We start from the raw sequence: 8,614 nt of genomic DNA on the forward strand, positions 1-8,614 counted from the left end.
TCATGTGGAGTGGGGTGTTGGTAATTTTTATGCAAAAAGTCTAATTAACTTACTTCAAAGTAGTTTTATTATGAGAAGATGTTTGTTAATTTCGGCCTTCTATCTTTCCACACTTTCAGTATAAGCGCCCACCATTTAAATAGCAAACAAATAGCGTCACATCAACATTTAGAGCACTTTTACTTATCGGACAGAAACATCGTATATATTACATTTCTGCTTCCTTTTGAACTAATCTTTCCCAAACGCAAAAGAAAAACGCCTAAAAACATTTAGACGCTTTCATAAATTAATTTTTCTTAGTTTAAAAATCCGTAGCCATAAGCAAGTAACGCAAAAATAATAATTGAAAGGATTAACGGAATCCGGGTTGAATCAATAAACAACAGAATCACTAAGACGGCTAAAAAGAAAGCAATTGTAATCCAACTGGTAATTGGATAACCCGGCATCTTAAAGTCCGTTACCCCTTTCGGATTTTGCTTGCGATACTTAATGTGGGCCACCATGATAATAATCCAAGTAAAGATAAATGTAATCGTTGAAATACCAGCAATAACATCAAAAATTCCCGCTGGCATGATGTAATTCAAAATAACAGTAATAAATAGAATCAATGATGAGAAAGTCAAGGCATTGTTGGGAACAGCCTTAGCACTTAATTCACCAAATCTTTGCGGGGCGTTACCGCTTCGTGACAATGAGTATAAGGATCGGCTGGTACTAAAGATCGCACTATTAGTAGCTGACATTGCAGCCGTTAATACCACAAAGTTTAAGATAGCTGCTGCCCCTGGCACTCCAATCGCTACAAAAACTTGAACAAATGGACTCGATGTGGTTTTGATCTGGAACCAAGGATAAATTGCCATCATTGCAATCATCGAACCAATATAAAATAAACCAATCCGTACTGGTAAAGTATTAATCGCTTTAGGAATATCTTTCTTTGGGTTTTTAGTTTCACCAGCAGTCAACCCAACCATTTCAATGCCGACAAAAGCAAACACAACCATTTGAAATGACATCAAAAAGCCCATCGGTCCAGTCGGGAAAAAGCCACCATGGTTAACCAAGTTGGCTAAAGTAACAGTCCGTCCTTCTACGTGGCCATGCATTACGAGTAAGATAACTCCGACAGCAATCAATGCTAAAATTGCAACCACTTTGATCATTGAGAACCAGCTTTCTAGTTCCCCGAACAGGCCGACATTAACCATGTTTACAAGCATCAGTAAAATAACGATAATCAGCGGTCCAACCCACTGCGGTAAATTAGGGAACCAATATTTTAGATAAATCCCCGTTGCTGTTAAATCAGCCATTGCAAGGGTCAGCCAGCAGGCCCAATACATCCAGCCAGCCACAAACTCCATCCGATCACCAAGGTATTCTTTAACTGCATCGATAAAGGAATGTTTCGATGTATCCGCTAAAATTAATTCTCCTAGTGCCCGCATCATAAAGAAGCAAAAGATACCGACGATTAGGTATGAAAGAATGATTGCTGGTCCCGCTTGGTGTATAGCTGTCCCCGAACCAAGGAAAAGACCGGTCCCGATAGCACCACCAATAGCAATCATCGTCACGTGGCGACTTTTTAGCGATCGTTCTAACTTCTGTTGTTGTTTTTCGTCCATAATATGCCTCCTTAAAAGTTTAATTAACAACAAAAACGTTTTCGTAAGCAAAGAAAAACGCCTCTGGCAATTAATACCAGGGACGTTCTTAACGCGGTTCCACCCATCTTTATAGCTTTACAGCTACCTCTCGGTTGATAAGGAAACCACTCCATTTTAAACGCTCATGCCATTTAATTGGATCTAGCTTTCAGCAAGTACTAGATTCTCTGTCAACCAATTATTAGAAGTTACTCATTATTATAATGATTATCCTAACTTTGTCAAATTTAAATTAACAATAATCAACTGATTATTAAACATTTAGGACTTTATCTAGGAAATTCTTCGTGTCTTCATGTTGGGGATTACCAAAAATTTCTTCGGGAGTTCCTTGTTCACGAATATCGCCATCATGGAAGAATACTACCCGATCTGCTACCTGTTTAGCAAAGCCCATTTCATGCGTAACAACAATCATGGTCATCCCTTCCTGTGCCAGCCGCTTCATTACTGCCAGCACATCGCCAACCATTTCAGGATCTAAGGCACTTGTTGGTTCATCAAATAACATCACATCAGGTTTCATTGCCAAGGCACGGGCAATTGCCACCCGTTGCTGCTGTCCACCAGAAAGCTTAACTGGATTAGCAGTCGCCTTATCTTGTAAACCAACGAGATCAAGATAATGCATCGCTGCTTTTTCTGCTTCTGCTTTGGTCATTTTTCCTAATTGAACTGGTGCTAAAGTTATATTTTCCAATACATTCATATTGGGAAATAGGTTAAAATGCTGAAATACCATTCCAATATTTTCCCGAACCTTATTAATATTAACCTGCGGATCAGCAATGTCATAACCATCAACATAGATGTGCCCGCTATTTGGTTCCTCTAACTTATTGATACACCGTAAAAAGGTACTTTTACCAGAACCAGACGGCCCAATCATGCAAACCACTTCATTGGGCTTAACATTTAGATTGATTCCTTTAAGGACATCATTACTGCCGTAACTCTTATGCAAGTCTTTTACTTGTACTTTATAGTGTTTATCCATCTTAAGCCATCCTCTTTTGTACGTAGTTTGATAACCATGTTAATAGGGTAATGATGATGATATACATCGTCCCGATAATCAGCCACATCTTAAACCCTTCCATATTTTGCGAAATAATAACTGTACCTGTTTGCGTTAATTCCATTACCCCAATTGCTGAAAGGATTGAGGTATCTTTCAACGTAATGATAAATTGGTTAACTAATGAAGGAACCATTAATTTGAATCCTTGAGGTGCAATAACTTTAATCAAGGCTTTACTATAAGGTAACCCTAGACTTCGCGCAGCTTCCCACTGACCAATATTTACCGATTCAAAGCCACCTTTAACAATGGCCCCAATATAAGCACCTTCGTCAAATGTCAATGTCAAAACACCAGCTAAGAACAACGGCACCTTATGTCCAATTACGTTTGGGACCCCCATATAAATAAAGAAGGCCAAAACAATCATTGGAATACCACGGAAGATATAAATCAAAACGCTTGATACCGCATTGGCGAATTTATTTTGAACAATTCCCAAGATTCCTAGGATTACCCCAAAGATCATTGCAAAGATAATCCCCACTACCGTCAATTCAATTGTCATCCATAAACCACGGAGTAATGCTGGGTAGTTAGCCTTAATCAAGCCCCAAATAGTCCGGCTTCCTGCATTGCTCTTTGTAGTTTTATCACTCTTAGTATACTTGTTGATAATTTGGTCCATCTGACCAGTATCCTTCAACCATTTGATTCCATCATTCATTTTCTTTTGTAATTCAAGGTTCTTTCCCTTTTGGAATCCAACGGCAACTGGTTGAGCATCAATTGGCTTTTTAGTGACGATCTTAAGCGGAACCCCTTCTTTAATCCCGTATTCTAGCACCGGACCATCATCAAAGGTCGCAACAGTATTCCCGGTTTTAACGTCATTCCACATTGTGTTTGATGAATCGAAATAACGAATTTTGTAGCCATACTTCTTTTGGTTTTTCTTCAAGAACAAGGCAGCACTCGTCCCAGATTTAGCAGAGACAGTCTTTCCTTTTAACTGCTTCATCGATTTAATATTACTATCCTTCGCGACGGCCATTTCCACGCCATCCGTATAGTACGGCGTTGAGAAATCATATTTTTCTTTCCGCTCATCAGTAACACTCATCCCGGCAATTACCGCATCAACTTGCCCCGATTCCAGGGCTTGAAGATCACCGTTAAAACTCATTGGTTTTAATTCATATTTAAAATGCTCGTGTTTAGCAATCTTCTTAAGCATTTCAATTTCAATCCCAGGATTTTTACCCGAGTAACCGCCTTTACTATCCTGAATTTCAAATGGTTCAAAAGTATTGTTAGTTGCAAACGTATATGTAGGTTCGTCGGCAGATACCCGCTGAGGTTCGACCATTTGCCACCCTACCACAATTCCAAGAACTGCAACAATGGTAATGATCATGTTTTTCCACTTGCTGCTTTGCATCTATACCGACTCCTTTTTAATCAAATTTTAACGTTGATAATACTATACTATCGCTAAGATTAATTGTTAAGCGTTAACCCTTAGTTGTGTCATTTCCTAAGATGACAGCGTTTCAAACAAGAAAAATCAAAGAATCCAGCTATAAAACTCTTAATTTTATTAAGCAGCTTTTCATGAGTTCTCGTTGAATTATGAGACTTTTCTTATCAATTTTTGAAAGCGATTGCAGTATAATAAAGTTAAATAAAATGGTGGTGAATATCGATGGCAATTGGAACGTATAATCAAATAATGGAAGAACTAACACGCCTAAATATTAGTTATGAGATGGTTGATCATCCTGCTGCGGAAACAACAGAAGAAGCAGACCAGTATATCGAAGGACATATTGGCGTCCGCACGAAATCAATGTTCTTAAAAGATAAGAAAAAGCATTTTTATTTATTAATCATGGATGATAAGAAACGGCTTGATTTTCATGAGTTTCAAGATCTCACCGGTGCTAAACGGGTTTCAATGGCACACGACCATGATATTAAAGAACAACTAGGCCTAGTTCCCGGGATCATTTCCCCCTTCGGCCTTATGAACAATTCTGCTCACAATATTACCGTGTTATTTGATAAGGAAATGCTACAAGAACCAATTTTAACTTTCCATCCTAACGAGAATACCCATACAATCTTTCTAAAAACGGCAGATGTACTACGATTTGTTAACGAGCAGGGATTTGAATATAAAATAATTGATTTATAAATAAAAAAGGAGTAGAAAATCACCTCCTCGGCAAGGTAGTTCGATGATTAACACGTCACAGGCAGACGGACTGATTATCGTGCATTCTTAGACTCGAACCTTGTGGTTATTTTGTTATCGTTCATTAAAATAGCAGGAGGCTGAGAGAAAACAAAAGTTTTTCTCAGCCTCCTGCTGGGGACCTCCTGAGTTAAAAATTAACTCGGGAGGCTTTTTGTTATTTTGACATTATTTAATCAACAAACCGTACCGCGGTCCCATAGGCAACAACAGATTGCATATCAGTGCTAATCGATCCTGAATCAAACCGCATCATCACGACAGCATCAGCGCCCTTTTCGATAGCCTGATCTTTCATCCGCGAAATCGCCTTCTCACGCGATTCATGCAACATGTTAGTGTATGCTTTAATCTCACCACCAACAATATTTTTTAACCCCGCACCAATATTACTCAAGACGTTTTTGGATTGGGTTGTTAGACCATATACTTCGCCAAGAACTTCATATTTATGTCCCGGAATATTTTCTGTTGTAGTGATTAACATCGCCACATCCCCTTACTTATTAGTCTTGTTACGGAATGGAACAGCATTTTCCTTAGTAATCTTGGTTACACCGTGCATGTATGGTACTAAGACTTCAGGAATTGTTACAGAACCATCTTCATTTTGGTAGTTTTCCAAAATAGCAGCAACGGTCCGACCAACAGCTAAACCAGAACCATTTAGTGTGTGAACGTATTGGAGTTTACCATTTTCGTCACGATATTGAGTGTGCATCCGCCGTGCTTGGAAGTCCAAGCAGTTTGAGCAACTCGATACTTCACGGTACTTGTTTTGTGCTGGCATCCATAATTCCAAGTCGTGAGTCTCAGAAGCAGTAAAACTCATGTCCCCAGTAGTTAAAGTAATAACATGATATGGTAAGCCGATCTTCTTCAAGATATTTTCAGCATTTGCTGTCATCTTTTCAAGTTCATCCCATGAATTTTCTGGTTTTGTGTACTTAACCATTTCAACCTTATTGAATTGGTGCATCCGGATCAATCCTCGGGTATCACGACCAGCAGCCCCAGCTTCTGAACGGAAACATGGGGTTAAGGCAGTAACATAAACTGGTAATTCTTCGGTTGGGATTACTTCACCCCGGTAGTAGTTCGTCAATGGAACTTCCGCTGTTGGAATAAGGGTCATATCTTCACCATTAACTTGGTAAACGCCTTCCTTAAACTTAGGGAATTGACCAGTACCGTACATCGAAGCAGCGTTAACAATGTATGGCGGAATTACTTCAGTGTAGCCATCAGCCATGTGTTCATCAAGCATAAAGTTATAAACCGCCCGTTCCAATTGGGCACCAAGGCCAAGATAGTAGACAAACCGTGCACCAGATACTTTGCCAGCACGATCAAAGTCTAAGATCCCCAGATTTTCACCAATATCCCAGTGGTGCTTTGGTTCAAAATCAAACTTCCGAACGTTACCAACCTTCCGAAGTTCAACTGCCCCATCTTCAGTCAAGCTAACGGGTACCCCATCATGAGGAATATTTGGCAAATGAGCCATCTTATCGTGAAGGATCGCATCATTTGCTTCAACTTCTTCATCTAGTTCCTTGATCTTGTCACCAAGTTCACGCGTTTCTTTGATTGCAGCATCGGCAGATTTACCATTGCGTTTAGCCTCACCAATTTTCTTAGAAGCTTCATTCCGTTCAGCCTTCATAGTCTCTGTCTGTTGAAGTAATTCACGGCGCTTCTTATCAAGTGCAATCACTTCATCGATTTCTTCTGGTTTAACACCACGGGTAGCTAATTTTTCCTTATAAAAGTCAGGGTCTTGACGAATCTTTTTAATATCTAACATCGTATATCCTCCTAGTATATAAAAAGAGCCACTCCATCCTCAATATTTTGGGACGAAATGGCTCTAAGTTCCGCGGTACCACCCAAGTTTGACTAATAAGTCACCCTCGAAGTAGATAACGGCTACTAACCGTGCGGAATTACCCGCCCACATATACTTGCACCGGAGTTTCGGTCGACAGCTTGCACCAACCGCTGCTTCTCTATACAACCTACTTGAAATGCATTCGTGTTTTTTATCTGCACTTATCTTATTACACTTTTCCCAATTTATCAATTGAATTTTTATTTAAAACAAAAAAGGATTTTCATCTTTCAGAAAATCCTTTTTTGGTTAGTTTACGCACAACTAACTTTGATGATAAGTCCACCATTCAACATTAAAACTTACCATCAAGCGGCTTACATTATAGCAGGCTTAGCACATTAGCCATACTATCGTAATTCTGTGCCGACTTTGCGGGCATCATTAGTATCGTTAACTAATGTTATGTGTACCGTCGGATCGAAGCTCGCTTGACTGTCATGAACAGTATCTATCCAGTAGCCTTACGTTTATATGATAAAAATAAAATACCATCTGCTCATTGCTGTTGGCGTAGACAATAAAGCCTATATTTTAACTTATCTGGGGGAAGTAATGCTACCAGTGAATTGCTTAAAGTTAAGTATTCGGGGGTTTCTTATAAGCATTATCGACCGTTTGACATATCAATCTTGCAACGTTCTCTATAATAATGATACCCATTATATTATAAGGCCATAAACCTTATATCTGTTAGGGAGCGGTGGCTGCAACAGGCAATGCACAAAACTGTTGCTTCATAATTTATAAAACTCAACTGTACCACCATTCAGTCAAGCGACAACCACCATTATAATCCATCGCAAGTAGGCATCGGGGGTCGCCTTTTTTGATGCAATCATAATAGCCTATCCGCCAGTTTATAAGGAACTAGTCCCAAGCCAACTGGCGCATACTTGTCACTATCTCTTAGAGTTATTAAGTCATGCAATAATCACTTGTATCATAAATAAAAGGTGAAAACTCTTCAAGATAAGTAGCGGCCTGCACATGGTCACTACCAGGTTGCATTTCATCTGTGGTTGTCGTCCAGATGAACGTCGTTGCCTGTTGGCAAGATGCCACCATCCCTAGATAAAGCGGGCGGCTAAACCAGCGGTTATTTTCAAAAATCAGATATTCAAAATAACTATAATTTAAATATTTAATTTTTAAGACAGTTGTTTAATATTAACTTTCACTTGTCATTCTACTACCATCGTCAATTTTTTCAACTCATTTATCAAAAGAAAATTTTTATTTTTAGTAAAAAAGGCTACTCACCTACTGTTATATAAGGATTTAAAGCTATTTTCACAAATTTATTAATTATTACAATCATTAGTTACAAATGATAATCCTATCATATGAGTTATAAATTCAGCGATTATTTTATCAATCGATTAACGTTAGTCGTTTAAAACAACAAAGACTCTGCATATATTTTGCAGAGCCTTTCGTCAATGCGTTGAGTTTGTTGCGATAACTTTAGCCACTTTGTCATTGCTTTGGTGTTAAGTCATTAGCAATAAAACTATCTTGTTAATTAACCACAACTCTCCGCATCTCTAATCTTCATTCTTGCGATTAGCATAACACTTAGCGCAAGGACAGCCAAGTTATGTGCATTAACCGGCACCAGATATCCTTAGCTGTTAGTTTTGATAACACGTCTGAGATGTTAGCCAGCTAAGCCCAAAATACCACAAAGCCCAAGCTGCGAGAACTTCTTACCGTTAATTCATTATTGCAAAATATAATAACAAAAAGCCCATGACTGAAAT

7 protein-coding genes are annotated in these 8,614 nt (G+C 38.8%); 1 reads left to right on the forward strand and 6 read right to left on the reverse strand.

What is annotated here, in order from left to right:
* Window positions 1-299: 299 nt before the first annotated feature.
* The 3 genes from DTK66_RS03150 to DTK66_RS03160 all read right to left on the reverse strand — a co-directional run bounded on the left by DTK66_RS03150 (window position 300) and on the right by DTK66_RS03160 (window position 4,144).
* Window positions 300-1,640, reverse strand: coding sequence for an amino acid permease (locus DTK66_RS03150; protein WP_191667753.1), 1,341 nt, complete (start codon window positions 1,638-1,640; stop codon window positions 300-302).
* Between the two features lie 295 nt (window positions 1,641-1,935).
* Entirely contained in the window at window positions 1,936-2,679 is a 744-nt protein-coding gene (locus DTK66_RS03155; RefSeq protein WP_153931014.1) for an amino acid ABC transporter ATP-binding protein, read from the reverse strand.
* Between the two features lies 1 nt (window position 2,680).
* Complete coding sequence (locus DTK66_RS03160; protein ID WP_191667754.1) at window positions 2,681-4,144, reverse strand: ABC transporter substrate-binding protein/permease; 1,464 nt, start codon at window positions 4,142-4,144, stop codon at window positions 2,681-2,683.
* A 264-nt stretch (window positions 4,145-4,408) separates the two neighbouring features.
* Here DTK66_RS03160 and DTK66_RS03165 point away from each other — a divergent pair, with 264 nt between their 5' ends.
* On the forward strand, window positions 4,409-4,900 hold the full coding sequence (locus DTK66_RS03165) for a prolyl-tRNA synthetase associated domain-containing protein (RefSeq protein WP_191667755.1): 492 nt from the start codon (window positions 4,409-4,411) through the stop codon (window positions 4,898-4,900).
* Between the two features lie 232 nt (window positions 4,901-5,132).
* Here DTK66_RS03165 and DTK66_RS03170 read toward each other — a convergent pair whose 3' ends face one another.
* From DTK66_RS03170 to DTK66_RS03180, 3 genes are all read right to left on the reverse strand, one after another.
* Window positions 5,133-5,447, reverse strand: coding sequence for a heavy metal-binding domain-containing protein (locus DTK66_RS03170; protein ID WP_153931017.1), 315 nt, complete (start codon window positions 5,445-5,447; stop codon window positions 5,133-5,135).
* Window positions 5,448-5,459: 12 nt separating this feature from the next.
* Window positions 5,460-6,767: a serine--tRNA ligase gene (serS, locus tag DTK66_RS03175; RefSeq protein ID WP_153931018.1), complete on the reverse strand. Its 1,308-nt coding sequence runs from the start codon at window positions 6,765-6,767 to the stop codon at window positions 5,460-5,462.
* A 1,002-nt stretch (window positions 6,768-7,769) separates the two neighbouring features.
* Window positions 7,770-7,919: a hypothetical protein gene (locus DTK66_RS03180; protein WP_191667756.1), complete on the reverse strand. Its 150-nt coding sequence runs from the start codon at window positions 7,917-7,919 to the stop codon at window positions 7,770-7,772.
* Between the last annotated feature and the right edge of the window lie 695 nt (window positions 7,920-8,614).

The organism is Limosilactobacillus walteri (assembly GCF_014830205.1).
GTDB classification, from domain to species: Bacteria; Bacillota; Bacilli; order Lactobacillales; family Lactobacillaceae; genus Limosilactobacillus; species Limosilactobacillus walteri.